16 protein-coding genes are annotated in these 20,585 nt (G+C 38.6%); 12 read left to right on the forward strand and 4 right to left on the reverse strand.

Annotation, left to right across the window (positions count from 1 at the left end; translation table 11 throughout):
- The first annotated feature begins 173 nt into the window (after positions 1-173).
- Entirely contained in the window at positions 174-347 is a 174-nt protein-coding gene (locus ABIN91_RS18545; RefSeq protein ID WP_348051056.1) for a hypothetical protein, read from the forward strand.
- Positions 348-374: 27 nt separating this feature from the next.
- Positions 375-548, forward strand: a complete 174-nt coding sequence (locus ABIN91_RS18550; protein ID WP_348052936.1) for a hypothetical protein — start codon at positions 375-377, stop codon at positions 546-548.
- Between the two features lie 12 nt (positions 549-560).
- On the opposite strand, the gene ABIN91_RS18555 is transcribed toward ABIN91_RS18550, so the two are convergent.
- Positions 561-1,547: a GDSL-type esterase/lipase family protein gene (locus ABIN91_RS18555; RefSeq protein WP_348052937.1), complete on the reverse strand. Its 987-nt coding sequence runs from the start codon at positions 1,545-1,547 to the stop codon at positions 561-563.
- A gap of 162 nt (positions 1,548-1,709) precedes the next feature.
- On the opposite strand from ABIN91_RS18555, the gene ABIN91_RS18560 reads away from it, so the two are divergent.
- From ABIN91_RS18560 to ABIN91_RS18605, 10 genes are all read left to right on the forward strand, one after another.
- Complete coding sequence (locus ABIN91_RS18560) at positions 1,710-3,080, forward strand: dipeptidase (protein ID WP_348052938.1); 1,371 nt, start codon at positions 1,710-1,712, stop codon at positions 3,078-3,080.
- Positions 3,081-3,163: 83 nt separating this feature from the next.
- On the forward strand, positions 3,164-4,114 hold the full coding sequence (locus ABIN91_RS18565) for a glycosyltransferase family 2 protein (RefSeq protein WP_348052939.1): 951 nt from the start codon (positions 3,164-3,166) through the stop codon (positions 4,112-4,114).
- Between the two features lie 87 nt (positions 4,115-4,201).
- Entirely contained in the window at positions 4,202-5,170 is a 969-nt protein-coding gene (locus ABIN91_RS18570; protein ID WP_348052940.1) for a glycosyltransferase, read from the forward strand.
- A gap of 40 nt (positions 5,171-5,210) precedes the next feature.
- Positions 5,211-5,993 carry a hypothetical protein gene (locus tag ABIN91_RS18575; RefSeq protein ID WP_348052941.1) on the forward strand — a complete coding sequence of 261 codons (783 nt, stop codon included), beginning with the start codon at positions 5,211-5,213 and terminating at the stop codon, positions 5,991-5,993.
- A 3-nt stretch (positions 5,994-5,996) separates the two neighbouring features.
- Entirely contained in the window at positions 5,997-7,502 is a 1,506-nt protein-coding gene (locus tag ABIN91_RS18580) for a GH3 auxin-responsive promoter family protein (protein ID WP_348052942.1), read from the forward strand.
- A gap of 70 nt (positions 7,503-7,572) precedes the next feature.
- Complete coding sequence (locus tag ABIN91_RS18585) at positions 7,573-8,763, forward strand: 1-deoxy-D-xylulose-5-phosphate reductoisomerase (protein ID WP_348052943.1); 1,191 nt, start codon at positions 7,573-7,575, stop codon at positions 8,761-8,763.
- A gap of 13 nt (positions 8,764-8,776) precedes the next feature.
- Positions 8,777-10,105 carry an RIP metalloprotease RseP gene (rseP, locus tag ABIN91_RS18590; RefSeq protein ID WP_348052944.1) on the forward strand — a complete coding sequence of 443 codons (1,329 nt, stop codon included), beginning with the start codon at positions 8,777-8,779 and terminating at the stop codon, positions 10,103-10,105.
- A gap of 764 nt (positions 10,106-10,869) precedes the next feature.
- Complete coding sequence (locus tag ABIN91_RS18595; RefSeq protein ID WP_348052945.1) at positions 10,870-11,751, forward strand: ice-binding family protein; 882 nt, start codon at positions 10,870-10,872, stop codon at positions 11,749-11,751.
- A 719-nt stretch (positions 11,752-12,470) separates the two neighbouring features.
- Entirely contained in the window at positions 12,471-16,307 is a 3,837-nt protein-coding gene (locus ABIN91_RS18600; protein ID WP_348052946.1) for a hypothetical protein, read from the forward strand.
- The gene (locus ABIN91_RS18605) at positions 16,301-17,140 is read left to right on the forward strand and encodes a hypothetical protein (RefSeq protein WP_348052947.1); all 840 of its coding nucleotides are present in this window, start codon (positions 16,301-16,303) and stop codon (positions 17,138-17,140) included. Before ABIN91_RS18600 ends, ABIN91_RS18605 begins: the two co-directional genes overlap by 7 nt.
- Before the next feature lie 277 nt (positions 17,141-17,417).
- Here the strand turns inward: ABIN91_RS18605 and ABIN91_RS18610 are convergent, their stop codons facing one another.
- The 3 genes from ABIN91_RS18610 to ABIN91_RS18620 all read right to left on the reverse strand — a co-directional run bounded on the left by ABIN91_RS18610 (position 17,418) and on the right by ABIN91_RS18620 (position 20,461).
- Positions 17,418-19,385 (reverse strand): hypothetical protein, encoded by a 1,968-nt coding sequence (locus tag ABIN91_RS18610; RefSeq protein ID WP_348052948.1) that lies wholly within the window; start codon positions 19,383-19,385, stop codon positions 17,418-17,420.
- A 191-nt stretch (positions 19,386-19,576) separates the two neighbouring features.
- Positions 19,577-19,723 (reverse strand): hypothetical protein, encoded by a 147-nt coding sequence (locus ABIN91_RS18615; protein ID WP_348052949.1) that lies wholly within the window; start codon positions 19,721-19,723, stop codon positions 19,577-19,579.
- A 39-nt stretch (positions 19,724-19,762) separates the two neighbouring features.
- Positions 19,763-20,461, reverse strand: a complete 699-nt coding sequence (locus ABIN91_RS18620) for a DUF932 domain-containing protein (RefSeq protein WP_348052950.1) — start codon at positions 20,459-20,461, stop codon at positions 19,763-19,765.
- Positions 20,462-20,585: the final 124 nt, after the last annotated feature.

A 20,585-nucleotide genomic window follows, 5' to 3' on the forward strand; every position in this document is an offset into this window, starting at 1 on the left:
TAGCAGCAACAACAGGTTTAATCTCTTCTTGCACCAAAGACAACTCTGTAGCACCAGCTAAAGCAAAAACAACTATCGTTGCCGATAAATCTGAATTAGGCGTTGGAGATTACAATGGTTCTGATTCTACTTACGTTCATCCCTAATATTAAAAACCCTTAAAAACTACAAACATGAAAAAGTTCATCATCATAGCATTATTAGCAGCAACAACAGGTTTAATCTCTTCTTGCACCAAAGACAACTCTGTAGCACCAGCTAAAGCAAAAACAACTATCGTTGCCGATAAATCTGAATTAGGCGTTGGAGATTACAATGGTTCTGACTCTACATACGTTCATCCCTAATATTAAAAACCCTTAAAAACTACAAACATGAAAAAGATCATCATATTAGCGATAGCTACTTTATCAACCGGAATAGTATTGTCAAGCAGCTTAAAAAAAGAAACGGTTGTTGTAAAACCTATTAGTTTAGACATTCATAAAAGCATGCAACAAAAAAACGTTAACATGCAAACTATAGATGTTCTGGCTCAAGCAGATTAAATAAATTAAGTTTTACCTTACCACGATCATTTTCTTGGTGAGTTCGCGCCCTGCAATGTGCATTACATAAATGTATATTCCGGGCTTCAAATCACCCAATAAAATCTCTATCTGGTGATAACCTGAATTATAAAACTCGTTAGTTACCGTTTTTACGGGTACACCAAGTATGCTATACATTTGAATATTTACATTTGCCGATTGCGACAAGCTGAACCCAATAGTACTTTTAGTACTGGCAGGGTTAGGGAAATTTTGATCAAGACCAATAAGTAAAAGCTTATTCTCAATAGCCTCATTAATAGCATCAAACCAAACATAGCTAAGTACCTTATATCCTTTATCATTAGGGTGTATCCCATCAGCCTGAAACAGCTTGGCATCATAACCCAAAGCGGCATTAATATCAGCCAGGTAGGCTTTCCCTTTATATTTACCAACTAACTTTATATAGCCTGCATTAATTCTTTTAATGTAGGCGTTTGCAGTTATTAAAGCCTTATTTCCATTAGGGATGATATACTGTACCGTACCAATAATGGGAACCAAATCATTCTCCAACGATATTTTTATCATTGCCTCAATATTCGTTTGGGCGGCAGCAATAGCTTTATTAGCTTGCTGGGCAGTTGCCATGGTAGGTGTAACCAAATTAAGGGCATCGTTAACCCCCATTAAAATACAAACAAAACCGGTTTTACCTGCAACAGCATCGGCAAAGCGTGCTAAACCTTCGCTGGTTGTTTGAGCCGAAATCCCGTAGTTTGAAACCGTTACAACTTTTCCTGGATAGCAATACTCAAAATTCTGTTTCAAATAAGGCTGAAAAGAAAAACCACCTATACCATGAACAGTACTAGCCCCAAAAGTGGTTATGTTGATACTATCCTTACTATAAAATTTTGAGGCAACACTACAGCTCGGGGTTTGGGCAAAAACCTTAACAGTAGCAAAACAAAAAATGAAAACAAAAAATAAAATTATTCTCCGATAGCCCATTTATATAGTTAATCATTATTGCCTAACACATAGCAACCCAAACAAATATACAACCATAAAGCATCATTTTAAACAGCTTAATGTACATCTTTTAAAACCATAACTTATTCTCACTATATTCGATAAAAGTTAAATTCTATATTTGCCCACAAAACTTAATACATGCAGGTTATTAAACAATACGTTGATCAGAATAAGGATAGAATATTAAACGAATTATTTGATCTGTTAAGATTCCCATCAGTAAGTGCTGATCCTAAATACAAGGAATCGGTTCTACAAACAGCGGATTTTGTTGCTCAGAAATTAAAAGACGCCGGTGCCGATAATGTAGAAGTTTGCCAAACAGCAGGCTACCCAATCGTATACGGCGAAAAGATAATAGACCCTAATTTACCAACAGTTTTAACTTACGGCCATTACGATGTGCAACCTCCAGACCCGTTAGAACTTTGGAAAACTCCCCCATTCGAGCCAACCGTTCGCGATGGTAAAATATACGCCCGTGGCGCTTGCGATGACAAGGGCCAGTTTTACATGCACGTTAAAGCATTTGAATTAATGATGCAAACCAACACTTTACCTTGTAATATCAAATTTATGATAGAGGGTGAAGAAGAAGTAGGCTCATCAAACCTGGGTATTTTTGTAAAAGCTAACAAAGAGCGCTTAAAAGCGGATGTGGTTTTAATATCCGATACATCCATGATCAGCATGGAAAACCCATCGCTGGAAACAGGCTTGCGAGGTTTATCCTATTTAGAAGTTGAAGTGGTTGGCCCAAATCGCGACTTGCACTCTGGTGTTTACGGTGGCGCGGTAGCTAATCCGGCAACTATTCTGGCTAAAATGATAGCTTCATTACACGATGAGAATAACCATATTGCCATACCCGGTTTTTATGATGATGTGATTGAACTTACCAATGACGAACGTAAAGAGCTAAACGCTGCTCCATACGATGAGGAAGAATATAAAACCGACCTTGACGTACAAGCGCTTTGGGGCGAAAAAGGCTATACCACTTTTGAGCGTACCGGTACCCGCCCTACTTTAGAAGTAAATGGCATTTGGGGCGGTTATATTGGCGAAGGCGCTAAAACTGTATTGCCATCAAAAGCAAATGCTAAAATATCGATGAGGTTGGTACCTAATCAATCATCAGAAGTAATAACCGAATTGTTTACCAAACATTTCGAAAGCATTGCTCCGCCTTATGTTAAAGTTAAGGTAACCCCACACCATGGTGGCGAACCTGTTGTTACACCTACCGATAGCGTGGCATACAAAGCTGCCCAAAAAGCGATTGAAGAATCATTCGGTAAAAAACCTATCCCAACACGTGGTGGCGGTAGCATACCTATTGTAGCCCTGTTTGAAGATGTATTGGGCATTAAAACCGTGCTAATGGGTTTTGGTTTAGACAGCGATGCACTACACTCACCAAACGAAAAATACGATATATTTAACTATTATAAAGGAATAGAAACTATTCCTTTGTTCCATAAATATTTTGCGGAACTAAGCAAATAGTAACAGTATCTTAAATAGTGTTAAATTAAATCTAATCTTCAAAAAAGCTTTTAGCTTTACGCTTCAGGCTTTCGGCTCAAAAAATGGATATATCTGTTGTAATTCCTTTATATAACGAAGTGGAATCGTTACCAGAACTTACCTCGTGGATAAGCAAGGTAATGGACGAACACAAGTTTAAATACGAGATCGTTTTAGTTGATGATGGCAGTAACGATGGCTCGTGGGAAATGATCCGCAAATTAAGCGAGGGCAACCAATGTATAGAGGGCATTAAATTTCGTCGCAATTATGGTAAATCTGCTGCTCTTAATGTAGGTTTCGCGGCGGCGATTGGCAACGTTGTGATCACAATGGATGCTGATTTGCAAGATAGTCCGGATGAGATACCAGAGCTTTATCGCCGGATTACCGAAGAAAAATACGATCTGATATCTGGCTGGAAAGCTAAACGTCATGATCCGCTAAGCAAAACTATTCCTACCAAGTTATTCAATTCCGTTACCCGCAAAATGTCGGGTATACCTAACCTGCACGATTTTAATTGCGGCTTAAAAGCTTACCGTAAAGCTGTTGTCAAAAACATTGAGGTATACGGCGAAATGCACCGTTATATACCCGTATTGGCTAAATGGGCTGGTTTCACCAAAATTGGCGAGCAGGTAGTTGAACATTATCCACGCAAGTACGGTAAAACCAAATTCGGACTGAGCCGTTTTATTAATGGTTTTTTAGATCTGCTCTCGATATTCTTTGTAGGGAAATTCGCCAAGCGCCCAATGCACTTTTTTGGCACCATGGGTGTGCTGAGTTTTTTGACGGGTTTTGTTTCCATTATATGGATCCTTTCTGAGAAATTAATTCATATCGCACACGGCGAAAAGTATCGGGATGCAACCAGCGATCCCTTGTTTTATATTGCCTTAATTGCTATTGTGGTGGGGTTTCAATTATTCCTCACGGGGTTTATTGCCGAACTGGTATCGCGTAACGCCCCCGAAAGAAACCACTATCAGATAGAAGAAAAATTATAAATTAGATATGAGATTTGAGATGTTAGATATGAGACAAAAGCTTTATTAGTCTAACACCTCAAATCTAATATCTCACATCTAAAAAAAATGTTTTTTTCCATCATCATACCTTTATATAATCGCCCGCAGGAAATTAACGAACTGCTGGAAACCTTAACCAAACAAACTTACCTGCAGTTTGAGGTTTTGATTATTGAGGATGGTTCAAAAGATGATGCCAAAACCGTTGTTGAAAGCTACCACAACCGGTTAGACATTAGTTATTACGTAAAACCAAACGAAGGCCAGGGCTTTGCCCGCAACTACGGGTTTACTAAAGCCAAAGGCGATTACTTTATCATTTTCGATTCGGATTGTTTGATACCGCCAGATTATTTGGAAACAGTTAAAAACTACCTATACACCCACAAACTAGATTGCTACGGTGGCCCGGATGGTGCTACAAAATCGTTCACCCCCATACAAAAAGCCATCAGTTACAGCATGACCTCCCCTTTTACAACCGGCGGTATCCGCGGTAACAAAAAAGGAATTGGCCAGTTCCATCCGCGCAGTTTTAACATGGGCTTATCGCGAGAGGTTTGGGAAAAAACAGGTGGCTTTATCATCACCCGCTTAGGCGAAGATATTGAATACAGTATCCGCATCCACAAAATGGGATTCAAGATCGGGCTGATACCCGACGCTATTGTTTTCCATAAACGGCGCACAAGTTTCACACAGTTTTTCAAACAGTTGCACTTTTTCGGCAGGGCGCGCATTAATATTTATAAATTTTTTCCTGGAGAGTTAAAGTTGGTTCATTTTTTCCCGGCAGCTTTTACGCTTTTTTTATTGTTTACAGTAATTAGCAACCTCATTCACAACCCATTAACCCAACTGTGCAATATTTTATTATTGGTGTTTATTTTGTTGATATTTTTTCATGCTTTGTTTAAAAATAAATCAGTAAAAATTGCATTTTTGAGCATTATTGCTGCCCTTATACAACTCACAGCATACGGGTTGGGTTTTCTGGAAGATTTGTGGAAGCGTGTAATACTTAAAAGGTCATAAAAACTCATGTATCATCCATTTTTCCCGTAATTTTTTCGTCATGATTGGGAAATATTTAAAAAATCTAAGTACCGATATTTTGATAGACCTTAAATTTGTTTGGTCTGTGATTTTAGAGTCCCTAAAGCTATTCGGGAAAAACTTTGGAATTATCATTGTATACTCCATTGTTTCGGTATTTATATTAATAGTTATAGCCCTTTTTAGTGGTATGGCGCAAGATATTAAACACGAAGTTGTAATACCAACAATTTTATTTTTCACCATCATATTTGTTCAATCTTACACTACGCTAGGTTTTTATAAATTTATATTTACCCTAAAAGATAGTGAATACTACGAATTTGAATTCTCGCAGATTCTACCTCATATCCGGATGATATTCAATTTTATAAAACTTTGGATCTTGTTCGCTGTGCTGGTGGTAACATTTGATTTTTTCATCATAGGTGTTTTTTTAAAAGGCTACTCTCTTATTCAGGATATCTTGAAAATAGCCGCCGAGATCGTATTCGCATACCTGGCTTTAAGATATATGTTCTTTATAGCTTTCATAGTAGATGATCTTTCAGGTTCTATCGAATCGTTAAGACAGAGCTTTAATTTAACAAGATCCAACATTTTTAAAGTGATTCTTATATTAGCCTTCTTCATTACAATAATTGCTTTACCAATTTATGGCATAGTTTATTATGATTTAAAATTTCTTGTTCTAACTCTGATCTTTTTATATCCGTTCATCAACATCGTATTAGCCCTAACTTACCGTCAATTGGTTCACGATGCAAACAATGTGGACGATATTTTACTGGAAACCGTTTAACCTATGGGCTTAAAAGCAGCATTAAGCAAACCTTTTGCGGCGCTAATTAATTATCAGCTTAACAAGCTTCGCCATAATGCGGTGGCTATGCAGCAAACTACATTCCTCAAGCTTATCGCGCAAGCAAAAGATACCAGCTTTGGTAAAGACCATCACTTTAGCAGGATCCGCAATTACGAAGAGTTTAAAAAGAATGTCCCCATAAGGGATTATGAAGATCTGCGTCCGTACATAGACCGTATGGTTAATGGCGATGAAAACGTTTTATGGCCAGGTAAGCCCGCTTACTTAGCTAAAACATCGGGCACTACATCGGGTGTAAAATACATTCCGATATCAAAAGAAAGCATGCCCGAGCATATTAAAGCTGCCCGTAATGCTTTGCTCAACTATATCCACGAAACCGGTAAAACCGGCTTTGTTGATGGCAGCATGATATTTTTACAAGGCAGCCCCATTATGGCCGAAAAGCATGGCATACAGGTTGGTCGCCTATCGGGCATCGTAGCTCACCACGTACCGCAATACTTGCAAAAGAATCGCAAGCCAAGCTACGAGGTCAATTGTATTGAAGATTGGGAGCAAAAGGTTGATGCCATTGTAGATGAAACTTTAAACGAAGACATGCGCCTCATATCGGGCATACCACCCTGGTGTCAGATGTATTTCGACAGGTTATCCGCTAAAGCGGGAGGAAAAAAGATCAAAGACATTTTCCCTAACTTTAAACTCTTTGTTTACGGTGGTGTTAATTACGAGCCTTACCGCGCTAAAATTGAAGAAAGTATCGGCTTCGCGATAGATACCATCGAAACCTATCCTGCATCAGAAGGCTTCATCGCTTTCCAGGATTCGCAAAAGGATAAAGGATTGCTGCTATTGGCAGATTCAGGCATATTTTATGAGTTTATACCCGTTGATGAATACTTTGATGCCCACCCAACACGCCTGCAACTTAAAGATGTTGAACTGAATAAAAACTACGCGCTGATATTAAATACCAACGCGGGCCTATGGGGTTATAGTATTGGCGATACCGTAAAATTTGTTTCGAAAAATCCCTATAAAATTATCGTAAGCGGTCGCATCAAACATTATATATCCGCCTTTGGCGAACATGTGATTGGTGAAGAAGTTGAGCATGCATTATTAAGTGTGGCTAAAGCCGAAGGGATTGACATTACCGAGTTCACCGTTGCCCCACAGGTAAATCCGCCGCAAGGCGAACTGCCTTTCCACGAGTGGTTTGTTGAGTTTGGAACAGAGCCAAAAGATTTGGCCGAATTTAGCTTAAAGGTTGACGCGGCTTTGCAGAAAAAGAACATTTACTATTTCGATCTCATTAAAGGTTCTATACTACAACCGTTAAAAATTACCAATCTTAAAAAGAACGCCTTTATTGACTATATGCGCTCTAAAGGCAAGTTAGGAGGCCAAAACAAAGTGCCCCGTTTAGCTAACGACAGGAAAATTGCCGACGAGCTCCAACATTCCTCAATTAAGGAATAATTATTACCAAAAGAATAATACTTTTGCAGGTAGAGAAGAAAAGCCGTGAAAGATTTCAGGCGGGAAATAAATGCAGCAACAAAACATCAAAAACATAGCTATCCTGGGTTCAACCGGGAGTATAGGTACACAGGCCCTCAAGGTTATAGGCAAAAACAAAACATTGTTTAGGGCCTATGTATTAACGGCTCTAAGCAATTCAACATTACTTATTGAACAAGCTATTGAGTTTTTGCCAGCCTACGTTGTTATTGGCGACGAGAGTAAATACCCCGAAGTAAAAGCCGCACTCTACCACTTACCCATCAAAGTATTCGCCGGGAGCCTGGTTATCAAAGAGATCGTTACCGATCCGGAGATTGATACCGTGTTAACAGCTATGGTAGGCTTTGCCGGTTTAGAGCCAACTATTGCAGCTATTAAGGCAGGTAAAACTATAGCATTAGCTAACAAAGAAACCTTGGTAGTTGCGGGCGAGCTAATCACCGCTTTAGCCAAACAACACAACGTAAGCATCTTACCTATCGATTCTGAACACTCTGCCATATTTCAATGTTTGGTTGGCGAAGAGAATAACAAGATAGAGAAACTGATACTCACTGCTTCTGGCGGACCATTCCGGGGTAAGGGTCTGGATTACCTAAGCAATGTTACCAAAGCCGATGCTCTTAAACACCCCAACTGGGTAATGGGCGCCAAAATCACTATTGATTCGGCTTCGTTAATGAATAAGGGATTGGAAGTGATAGAAGCCAAATGGTTATTTGGTGTTGAGGCCAGCCAGATCGAAGTGATCGTACATCCGCAATCTATCGTACATTCTTTGGCTCAGTTTGAGGATGGCTCAATAAAAGCGCAAATGGGTTTGCCCGATATGTGCCTGCCCATACAATATGCCCTCACCTATCCCGAAAGGATAAAAAACGATTTCAAGCGTTTCAATTTTATGGACTATCCGGAATTGACTTTTGAAAAACCAGATCTGGACACATTCCGTAATTTAGCTTTCGCATACGAAGCTTTAAATCAAGGTGGTAACATGCCCTGTATTATTAATGCGGCCAACGAAGTAGCAGTAGCAGCATTTCTTAACGAGAGTGTAACCTTTTTAGGCATGAGCGATCTAATTGAAATATGTATGCAAAAAATGAGTTTTATACAAAACCCCGTTTTGGATGATTATTTGAATACTGATAAAGAAACCCGCATATTAGCACAAAGTTTAATTAAACAAACCCCTAAGGTGGTTATAACAATTTGATATAATATAAATAATGAGCGTAGTTATAATGATAGTCCAGCTGATACTGGGCCTTTCTATTTTAGTAATATTACATGAGCTTGGCCACTTTTTAGCAGCCCGCGCTTTTGGAATTAAGGTTGAAAAATTCTATTTGTTTTTTGATGCCTGGAACATTAGTCTGGTAAAATTCAATTATAAAGGTGTTGAATACGGTATTGGCTGGTTGCCTTTGGGTGGCTATGTTAAAATTGCTGGTATGATTGATGAATCAATGGATACCGAGCAAATGGCCGGGCCGGCACAACCCTGGGAATTCCGTTCAAAACCGGCATGGCAACGTTTAATTGTGATGCTTGCAGGTATTTTTGTGAACATTGTATTAGGCATATTCATATTTTGGATGCTTACCGTTAAATATGGCGAAACCTATACCCCAACAAGCAGCGTTAAATATGGCATCGCTCCCGGTAGCATAGGAAGAAAAATTGGTTTAAAAGCCGGTGATAATATTACCGAGATCAACGGTAAACCTATTGTGCGGTATGACGAACTCCGCAGTTCAAAGGTGTTAATGGGCAATACCAAATTAACTGTTTTACGCGATGGTAATAAAACTATCACGATAGCTATTCCCCCAACCATTTTAAACGACTTATCTGACCAAGGTATAGATGAGTTTATAAACCTGCGTACTAAATTCAACATTGATTCAATTGTTCCGGGTGGTAATGCCGCAAAGGCGGGTTTGCTAAAAGGTGATAGCATTTTGGCCGTTAATAAGCAGCCTATACAGTTTTTTGATGAATACCAAGATCAGATAGCCAAATACAAAAACCAGCAAGCAACACTATCTGTTAAACGCAACGGAATTCTTCAAGATATTAAAACCAATGTGGATGCCGATGGTAAACTTGGCTTTTCTGCCGGACCTGATACTGCTGGCTTAGAGAAAAGGGAAACTTTCACCCTCATGCAATCATTACCTATCGGCGCCAATAAAGCATGGAGCAGCCTGGCAGATAATGCCAAGGGTTTAGGTAAGGTATTTAAAGGCGAGGTTAAAGCCAATAAAGCATTTGCGGGCCCTGTACAAATAGCAACTATGTTTGGCGGCCACATTAACTGGCCAAAGTTTTGGGGCCTTGTAGGGCTTCTATCAATGGCTTTAGCGCTAATGAACTTGCTGCCTATACCAGTATTAGATGGTGGCCACGCCATGTTCCTGATCATTGAGATGATCAAGGGCAAACCATTAAGCGATAAATTTATGGAGAAAGCTCAGATAGTAGGCTTCGTTATCCTGATCACCCTAATGGTATTTGTTTACGGTAACGACATTTTTAAGCATATAGTTAAATAGTAACACGATACCATATCATAAAAAAAGACCATTCCGATTTGGATTGGTCTTTTTTTATGGATGCAATTTCGCAATCAAGGCGAAACCAAAGTTTTCCGTTGTATGATATGCGCACTAAAATAGCCCAGCGCACCACTTTGTATATTATTTTGCGGGTTTGCAGGCGCTGGCGCATGGTACAAGTACCGCTAAACACCTTTCCATTAATAGTAACACTTAGCTGATAAGTTTGACCAGGAACGCCCGTTCAGCGAATCCTATAAACGATACACATTATCAAAGATTTTAAATTAATTTTTTTGTTGAAATTTTATTGGTAATTATTATGGTCAAGAGCACCCTGCTTCAAGTCAAATTTGCAGCCTTGCAGTTTTTCAACTCGAAAAACCTGGCAGATGATGCTTGGTTTCTACTGAATAATAGTCAGATCAATACACTTATGATCTTAATAAGCTACGGTGTACGTAATCAATCCTAAATAAACAGGTTCGATATTAAATTCATCATTAATCGAAACTCATTACCATTAAAATGTCTATTAATAAGGTCGTTAATTTATAATATTAAGAACAAAAAGTGATTCATATCACTAATGCACGAATACAAGAAATAATCATTGATGCGGGCACGTGCTTTGCGTCTAAGCGTATTAATTCACACTACCTAAAAATCACTGTTGAATGACAGTGACATTGTAAATCAAGTTAATCAATATGCGCTTCAGCATACTGATCAGCATTTCTTTATTACTAAACAAATTAATCATGAATCAAAAAAACGTTTTGACAATGGATGACATTCAAATACGCCAAAGTAGCGTACCTTCTAAGATTTGCAAAGCAATATTGCCATTAATATTGCTTTTTGCAGTTTTTACCGTAGGATGTAATAAAGGAGAAACCGCCAGCCCTGCTGTATCCGGGTTAAATGCAAAAGCATCTTTGGCCTCAAGTTCGGTCCAGCCGCCTTTAGGGCTCGGGCCAATCGATCTTAAAACGAGCGGTGATTTTGTAATTTTAACAGAGACTGGGATTACTACTACCGGTGTAACGGCCATTACCGGCGACATTGCAACCAGCCCCATTGCCGCCACTGCAATGACCGGCTTTGGATTAATAATGGATGCAAGCGGACAGTTTTCTACGACAAGCCTGGTGACCGGACACGCCTATGCCGCCGACTATGCGGTGCCGACCCCGGCCAAAATGACCACAGCTATAGGAGACATGGAAACTGCTTTTACCACGGCGAATGGATTGGTGGAAAACCCCATTGTTAACCCATATGGCGGAGATATTAGTGGCCAAACACTGCCCCCAGGCCTTTATAAATGGAGTACGGGCGTTTTGGTGACCAATGCGGGCGTAACACTAAACGGCGGGCCAAATGATATCTGGATCTTCCAGATCGCTCAAAACCTGACGGTAAACAATAGTGCTATCATTACTTTGGCAGGTGGTGCACAAGCTAAAAATATATTTTGGGTGGTGAGTGGAAAAGCCACACTAGGCACTGCTGCCGATTTTAGCGGGATCATATTAAGTAAAACGTTGATTTCGCTGAATACCGGCGCAAAAGTAAATGGCAGATTGCTGGCACAAACGGCGGTTACCTTAATTGCTAATACGGTTACGCAACCGCAATAGCTATATTGGCTACTATCCCGCTGTGCTAAGTAAGAGACTTCGGACAAGATACCTGTCGTTTACAGCTAAAATATAAACAACAAAGCCCTGATGTTTGCACATTAGGGCTTTGTTCTCCTTAACGTCCCAATAACCGAATATTTTATAGAAGATGTGCTGCGTTTACGGTGTTTAATAGTGCCTACAGATGCTGTAAAAAAATCTATCACATTAACAACAAGTTACAAAATTACAAAGCCGGAGTAAAAACTAATAAAAGTCTATACTCCGGCAATGTACGCACCCCCAACCTTGGGTCAAATCAATTTTTGACGGATTTAGAGGAGTTAGCGAACCTCACCAAAGAGTTTTTGAACGAACCTCTTACTAAGGACTTTCGACGTAAGTATAAAAGGATATTCACAGAGAAAGAAAGTAGTAAACGGCCTTTATCGGTTGTATATGAAGAAAATGGCGCTGGCTATTTGAATCGGAAGAAAAAATAAAGTACCAATTATTCATACATAGTAGGCAATTTGGGTGTGGATATATTTCTTCCAAATTCCCTACTATGTATTTTGAAAAAATATACTGTTGCGAAATACGATAGTTAATATTCAAAAACTTTAAAATATTTGGCAATACCTTTCCAAGTGCTTAATTCGCTTTTCAAATGCTATTTTTATATAACTTTGTTTTAAGCGCAAACTCCACGCTAATATTCCTTATCAACATCATCCATGGATACTATTAATTGGGCCAATTATAATTTTAATGACTTTACTGAATTTTGTAATGCACTTTTGACGTTCGAAGTAAGCAAAAGGGTTAAACCATTTTCTGCTTCCGGGCGTGATGGGGGCATTGATGCCAGTTATTATGGCGGGTATGATGATTTGGTTGGCACATGGCGTTTCCAATTCAAATTCCATAAAGTTGCCAGGAAACAGGGATTTCATCTTTTAAAAAACCAACTAATTTCAGAAACCAAGCAATTAAAGGGGGAAGACTTTTTTGTATTGATGACAAATGTCGAGTTACTACCGCAAGAACAGCAGGAACTTGAATCGTCATTTGAGACTGAAAAAACAACCTTCGCTCCAAATGCTAAGTTACTGATCTGGGACGGCGCTAAACTTCAAACATTGATTTTGCGACATCCTCTACTTTCTCTGTGGATGGATGAAGGATTTGAAACAGCACAATTACAGGACTATAGAACGTTCTTTAAAAAAGGTATTGAAGCTACGCAGTTTGTTCCTTATACCTTATCAAATATTTTTATCGGACGGGATAACAAAATTGCCGAACTGAAAGGTTTTTTGAATTCAAATATGAATATCGCACTCATCGAGGGTGAGGCCGGAATTGGAAAAACAAGGTTGGTGATCGAGTTCTTTAAGCAAGAGGATACCAGTACAACGAAGTGGAGTTCCCTTGTTTTAGCTAATAAAAATGTAGATTTTGATAAACTAAGGAAGGCGCTTTTATCGGAAGGTAGTTACGTCGTACTAATTGATGACGCTCACAGCTATGATGCAAAAGATGTGGCAGACTTGAAAAAATTAGCAGATATTTTCAAAGGGAAAGTAAAGCTCATTCTAACTGCCCGCTCATTGGAAGCTTCAAATTCCCTACAGCAAATCAGGGAATATGATCAAAGTGACATTCTTAAATTAAATTTATCTACACTCGAAAGACTAGAAACACAAGCTGCTTTCGAGCCATATATCGTTGGCGGAAGGTATTGGCATCACATCGGCGACCTGATTAACATTACCTATGGACGGCCCGTACTTATTGTTGCCGTTTTAAGGGCAATCATGGAAAATACTAGGATAGAGACTATCCGGGAAACTGATTTCTTAAAAAATTATGTCAATAATTATTTTGGTGAGTTCCATTCTGCATTTACAAAATCAACAGCAATCAGTGATTTTCGATCTAGGCGCTTGTTACAGAACATCGCTTTGATAGAGCCTTTCAGCTTCGATGATCACCATATCGCAGTTAAATTAAGTAGGATTCATGAGATACCTCTCCCCGAGATTAATCTCGGGTTTAAGCTTTTAAAGGAATATTCATTTGTGGCCGGAAGATACGAGCAGAGCATAAAACCTGATTATTATAGCGATATCATTTTACAAGGTATTGATGCATCTGACGCTTCTGAATATATTATGGACTTCGGTGCACAACTGGATAATATTGTGATTAATCTCAGTAGTGTAGATGATGTGGGAAGTGATAAAGGCGCTTTACTGAATAGTATCCTGGGTAGATACGTGGGGTGGATTGCCGAGATAGAAGATGGCCCTGGAATTAATTCGGAAACGAAAATATCAATTATCAGCCGCATCTTGAATACAATAAGCCGGATCGTCTATGTAAAACCCAAAATTGCCCAGCAAGCGGTCGAATTGTATTTAGCTAACTTGGTTAAATCGGACCATCCTGTCCGCTTGGAATTTGATACGGTGTTAAATTCATCTTATCCATTGACTGATACCTTGATGAATAAGGTAATCACTATTCTTTCCAGATTATTGCTTCTGCCAGAGTCGTACTCTTTTGTATATGCCAACAGCTTCAAACTGTACGAAATAACAAAGGATAAAAAGCTCTTTACTATTTATAATTTCACCAGACGAGATGTGATCGACCATTTTGCATTGGTTAGGCAGCGGTATGTTATCCAACGATTAAAACAGAAACCTGATATTAATGATACCAATTATGTATTTATCAGAGATATTTTAAAGGCTATGCTTGCGCTCGATTTTACGACATCTGAACTTAGTCCTGTCGCGCGGGACGCATTTTCTATAACTACTTTTATGCTTCCCGCAAGCGAAAATGTTCATACTTTCAGAATCGAAATCACCGATCTTTTAATATCCTTTTATGAACTCCCGGCTTTAGCCGGATCAAAACTGGAAACCTTGAAATTGATATTAGATGTTCCTCGGGGAATTTTTGCCACTCATAGAAATAGCAGACCTTACGAGAACGAAGCAGAGATCACTACCGTGTTGAACTTTTTGGAAAATTACGGCGAAGGATTTGGATTGATGGAGCAAAAGGAAGTTCTGGATAAGCTTTTTTGGTTTGTTAAGTGGGGGGTTTCCGAAAATCATATGCATCAAATCGAACAAATTAAAGATAAATTAAAACCGAAAGATCTGACGGAGCGATTATCGCAGCTGTTCAGTTCGGCAGAGGTCTCATTATTGCGAAATCCGAATATTCACGTTTATGTCGCTGAGCAATGTGATTTGATAGCCACCAATTATTCAAAAGAAGATTTAGCTGAAGCTATGCGCAAATTTCTGGAGCCTCAGCCATATCCGCCTCATTATTTTTGGGAGTTTTTGCGACATCTTGAAAGAAATCATACCGAATATGCGCTTTATTTCCATGACTATCTATTTGATTTAAGATCGCCATTATACTATCAATACGCTATAGGCATACTGTCAACATTGCATTTTGAAAAAAACGAACAAAGTTTTTATTGGACGCGCGTTCACCAACTTGAAACTTTGGATAATTGGCAGGCTGATAATGTTATTCTTTTGACGTATGGTACAAGGGTTCCCGGGACTGCTAAATTGCTTGCGGAAGATGCCGAAACTATACTAAGAATTGAAGCAAAGGGCCGACAAGAAAACAATCACGCACTTGCCGGCGGTCTTCAAACCCTCATCGCGGTAGATCATACTGATACCAATAAGGTAATCGCAGGTTATCTTGACCGTGCACACCAGCGCGACGCCGAGATGTTCTTTATTTGGCTTGCCGACAATAAAACAGCATCAAATGAACTCATCCGAAGTCTGGTTTTGAAAAACACGGTGCGTTTCTACCTCTCTTATGAAATAGAGAGGAGTCTAATTAGAGTACTTAAAAATTATGGAACACAAGTAGTATTCGATTATTTAGTCAGTCGGTTTAATTATAAAAAAGATATGGTTATGGCCACTCGGTCCCTGATGGGCTATGATTTCTTACCATCTGGAGAGCATTCGCATCTGTTTGAAGAAAACCCGTATCAAAAAATGGAAATGTTTGAAATGGCACTTTCCTGGTATTTGGAGGTTGACGGGACAGGGGGGCATTTATTTTATGGAAAAGATATGCTTGTCTACTTGCAACCGGGACAAGCGATAACAAATGAAACATACCTGCTTTACGATAAAATGATAGCCAAGTACAGCACAAAGCTAGACAGTTTAGAACGGGTTGCCGAAACTTTGTCCATCTTTCATACCAAAGATCCGTTGATGGTTGCATTGGTGATCAAAATTTATTCGCTTGCCGTAGAATTGAAAGAAGCTGATCTTGAGATGTTTGGCCATATTAATTATGCCCTCCAATCAGCGTTGACAAGCGTCGGAGTAAAATCAGGAAAAGCCGGAGAACCCTTTCAGGTTGATCTGGATTTACACGACTTATTGACCAAAGAGATCAATCAACTGCCGGACTACATCGAAGCCAAACAGTTCCTTAACGGAGTATTGAAAGCTGTTAATTATGAAATTGACCGAAACCTTGATCACGATAACGAAACATGGTAACACCAAATTCTTCTTCAAAAATTGTGAACCTGTCTGATTTTTCCACCGAACGGGCTGCACTCTATGCCCTTGCTAGTAGCCGCATCTCGTCCAATTTGATGAACCGGATAAATTTTGACATTCATGACAACTATAAACTTCAGGAAAATTTGGTTAAAGACCGTCTGGACGCAATTACAAATAAATTCAGAAAGTGCGAGATGACCTTTCATCTTTATTTCGACGAACTCGACCATGATGTTCTTGTTTCGAGATCAACGAATCTTCCGATCATGCGCGAGCGAATTTTTCAGAGCAATGGAGGTATAATTAAGCAATATTTTGAGGTGGATGATCGGTCACTTTATCAGGAACTGATCGACTACCATTTTCAAGAGTTCATTTTGTTTACGTCATCTGTATTAGAAAACTTGGTTTATTTATCTGAAACGCTAATCAAAAAGGTATCGATACATCCCAAGAAAAGCCCGCCGCTAAGTATTCCTATGAAAAATTTCATGGAACTGCTAGAGTTTCTTCATCGTTTAAATTATCGAAACCCTACTGACCCTGTCGCTTCGTGTCTGAAATTACATGAACCTTTCTTAAATCGTTATTTGCCAACAATCAACACTTTTCGAAATAGATATATCCATGGGTTTTCAAAGAAATTGGCGAGTGATAGTTATGAGTACGTGCTTATCGACCCTGAAGCACCTATAACATCGGGATCAATAGATATCGCTATAACAGCGTTCACAAAAAATATTATTGACAATTTAAAGCAGTTTATCCCTGACTTTTTTGCTTCAATCACTGCGACCGTAAATGCAGCAACTGAAATACCTGCTTAGTTAACGGATGTTACTGTGAAAATATTGGGGCGGTCAAACTCTTAATGCCGGTAAGAGCCGCCCGGTATTTTGGCGGCCATACGGCATATCTTAACAAATTAAATCTCTACCACAATTGCATCCTGGCAATTGCTTTTTCTTCTTCGGCTTCCTCAATGGTATCAAATACCAAATTATTGCAGTTCTGGTCGGTTACAACAATAGCATAGGGGCTCCGACGGTTTCAAGGATTATAGAACTCATCATTATAGAACTAAAGGGGATAGCTTAAAGAAAATTAAAACTGCTCACCAGTAATATTTTTATCGAATGTGTTCAATTTGTTAATACATTGAGTAAGCCTTGGAATAGTTTGTTCTGTAATCAAATGGGCAGAAAGTAATTTGTTTGGCTCGCTGTAGCTGAGTAATTTTTCTCTTAATGATTCTAAAAATGGAATTTCAGCTGTTAATCTCTCTGCAAAAGATGGATCCAGATATCTAATCTTGAAATAGGAAGTCAAATTCATAATATCAGCTGGCTGCCAATTTTTTAAGGCCTTTTCTATAGTCTCATCATTAAACTGATTAAATAACAATTTATCTGGTGATCGCATATTAGGATTTTTTGGGACTAGTTCTTTAACAAATTCAGATACATTATTTACAAATAGCTCTTCCATTTGAAGAGCTTCACTTGTTATTTCCTCTTTTTCCTTTATTACAAATTGTTCCTTTATAAAGGTCACGAGTTGTTGTAAATGTTCTTCTTGAAAATTTCCGGAAGCCATATCAAGTTCATTTCTTATAAGGAAACTATTGTTTACCTCCTTAATATGGATTTTAAGGCCGGATTTTAATTTTTCAGTGATTACTTCTTTAGAAAGCTCAAGTATGCTGCTGAAGTTCAATAAATATACGCCTGCGTTTAAATACGAAATTCCGTTATCATATTTGCCTTGTTCTCCGTATTCTAAAAGTTGGTATAGCACTGCTTTAAACTCTTGATCTGTGAAATTCCAATATCCTTGATGTAAAAATTTGGATAAAAGTTCCTGCGCAGGATTAGTCGTAGGTTTCTTTTCGGTAAAACTAGTGTCTAAGTCAGCAAGAAACGCTACTTGATTAATACTATGACCGGCAGTAATGAGATTATATACTTCGGGTAAATAAACGAATGGCTCTGAAATTCTTTTATAATATTTATCGATAAAAGAATTGCGATAGTCAAAATCACTTTCCGGCGCAGTTTCCTCGTCTGTATAACCTAATATACTAGCAATATCATCAGGATTAAATGGCATTATTGACATATCCAAATGTTTGCGATCTGAAAAAGTAATGCTATTTGGTTTTTTAAATTCAACGCTAATCGATAAAACAAACAACCAACATGCGTGTAATTTATTCTGAACTTTTAAATCTTTAGTGTCTAATGATTTTTGAATGGTTTCAAATACCAAACGAAAATGTTCTATAGCAAATTTAAAAGTGCGGATATTGGCAAATGCAATTTTTAATTCGCGTGAAGTTTCGTCGTCGTTGTGATTGAAATTGATGCTGTTTAAAATGAAATCTTTGCTGATAGTAAGATATGTGTGAAACGGAGTGCCCGTATAGCTGAGTAATAAACTATCGAAAATGGCGGCCATATCATTCGAAAAGTGAACAGTCTTCTCGATAGTTTTCTCTTTGAATTTAATACCACCCTCAATAAAGCCCTCGTTGGCAATTATCAAGACTCTATTTCCTTTGTTTTCTACAAGTTCATTTACCATACCCAGGAAATCTTCGGGGTTTATTTTGTTGCTGATTCTTTCTAAATCGTCAAAACAAATTAATAGTTTATCCTTTGGTAAAAACCTAAACAGTTCCTCACCCGATGATGCAAATAATTTATTAACGTCTACATATTTTTTAAGAATGGTAGCCGACTCCAGGATATTGTGAACTCCTTTTGTTAAAGTGGCTGCTGAAAGTAATTTATCCTTTCCCATTTTATCCAGATAGGCAAATAAAACTTTAGAGGCTATACCAGCTTTGTCTGTTGCACCATATAAGGAAACGATTATCGGAGTTATTGCTGTATCCTGTTCAATTTTAGGAAACAGGATATTCTTCATATAAAATGTCTTGCCACTTCCCCAATCCCCAGTTACCAAAAGAGCGCCGCTTGTTTTCATTGTAACATGATTTTTTACAGCATCATAAATATGTTGCATTTCAGGACTAATTACAGTTATCGTAGCAGGTTGATTTGGAGCCATTTTATTAAACCAATTGAACATTTTAACTTAAGTATTTGTAGTAAATGTAAATATAATAACAGGTTAATTAAAGATTGATTACGACAGGACTGAATACAGCTAAAACCCAATCTTATTGATCGTATAAAACACATAATGCCCGTAAGGGCCGCCCGGGATTTTGGCGACCATACAGGCATATCTTAACTAACTTAAATTTCTACAACAATTGCATCCTGGCAATTGCTTTTTTCTTTCTCGGCTTCCTCCCGTGTTTCAAACACTAAATTATTGCCGTCCTGGTCGGTTACCACAATCGCATATTCAGGGCCTCCGAATTTTTCAATGATAATATACATGGGAATAAAAATTTGAGGGGGATTTCTCCCCCTCGGTGATTAATTAAACATTAAAGCCGCCGAACCATGCTGTGTAAATTCATGGCAAAGGTCAAAAGCCGACTGGCTGCGTTGCAAACCTGTACCGTACATGATAGACTTGAATTTAGCCTCATCCGTCTTGAAATTGCGTACGTTCTGAAAATAACCCGTCACACCGTTATAAGCACCAAATACAGTCCCCTTAGTTGTTTCTTCCAATTGGGTAGGGCTTAACATGCAATATTCAAAAACGTTATCCACCATATTATTAAAGTGGCTGGATAACTCATCGTTTTTGCCCGCCTGTACATTGGCCAAAACCTCCTTGCTCGGCGACATCGCTAATTGTATCAGCTTCTTCACCTCCAGATCTGTAATGCGTACCCTTGACCATCGGTTATAAATGGCTTCCAGTTCCACCGATAAACTGTTGGTGATACCCAACATTTTATGCGCTTCCTTTAATTTATCGTGCGCACTGGCGGTGTGCCTAATCTTAATGCAATTCACATGGTTGTTCAAAGCGGCATTTAAAGTGTTGGCGCAAACGATCCTGATAGGGGTAAATGCAATTTGAATACTGCCCAAACCATCGTGCGAAGTACTTAGGAAAAGATACTTTTCAATACAATCATTGCGCCCCACACGGATATAGTCAGGCAGTTTAGCCGTTATAAAAATCCTTGAACCGTTATTATGTAAAGCTTTACATAACAACGGTTATGGCAAGTAAAAGATTATGTAAAGCTATCCTGTTAAAGCCGTTGGATCGCTCAAATTCAGCGGCTTAGCCTTATTTCTACTTTACATTATTTTGTTGGCGGCAATAGTGCCATAACCA

The sequence above is a fragment of the Mucilaginibacter sp. genome (assembly GCF_039921305.1).
Classification (GTDB): domain Bacteria; phylum Bacteroidota; class Bacteroidia; order Sphingobacteriales; family Sphingobacteriaceae; genus Mucilaginibacter.